Below are 552 nucleotides of genomic sequence, written 5' to 3' on the forward strand. Positions count from 1 at the left end.
CCGCCGACGATGACCCAGTCGATCGCCGGGATCGGCCGCCAGTCGGCGCAGCCGGGGCACCCGCATTCGAAGCGTTCGTCGTCGTCGGGCCACCGGCACCGGCACCCGTCCGGGCATCCGGTCGGGAACAGGAACCGGTCCAGGTCGATCGGGCCGAGCAGCGGCTCACACGACAGGAACCGCACCGCCGCGTCGGTGTTGATCAGCTCGGTGATGCGGCCGGTGGTGGCGCCGTTCTCGACCGAGGTGCCCAGCCACAGGTTCGGCGGCAGCACCAGGCCCTGTTCGACCATGCGCCGCGCCCGCGCCGGCCGCTTGGTCAGCACCTGGTAGGTGTGCTGCGGGGTCTCGGCGATGACCTCGACCACCGCCTGCACGAACTCGGCTGGCACCCGGGCGTGGAACAGGTCGGACATGGAGTTGACGAACACCCGCCGCGGTGTGCGCCACCGGCGCGGGATGTCCAGGGCGCCATGGTGAGTGGTGACCGCGAACCCGGGCCCGGAGGTGCGTGGGTCGCCGTCGTTTTGGTACTTCGCCGACCCCATCGCC

The 552-nt window shown here is 71.6% G+C and carries 1 protein-coding gene; it reads right to left on the minus strand.

The window, feature by feature from the left end; all coding sequences use genetic code 11:
• Nucleotides 1–552 (minus strand): DUF5131 family protein (locus A5780_RS13770; RefSeq protein ID WP_156769490.1); only part of this gene is annotated, 552 nt, incomplete at both ends.

It is taken from the genome of Nocardia sp. 852002-20019_SCH5090214 (genome assembly GCF_001665865.1).
In the GTDB taxonomy this organism is placed as follows: domain Bacteria; phylum Actinomycetota; class Actinomycetes; order Mycobacteriales; family Mycobacteriaceae; genus Nocardia; species Nocardia nova.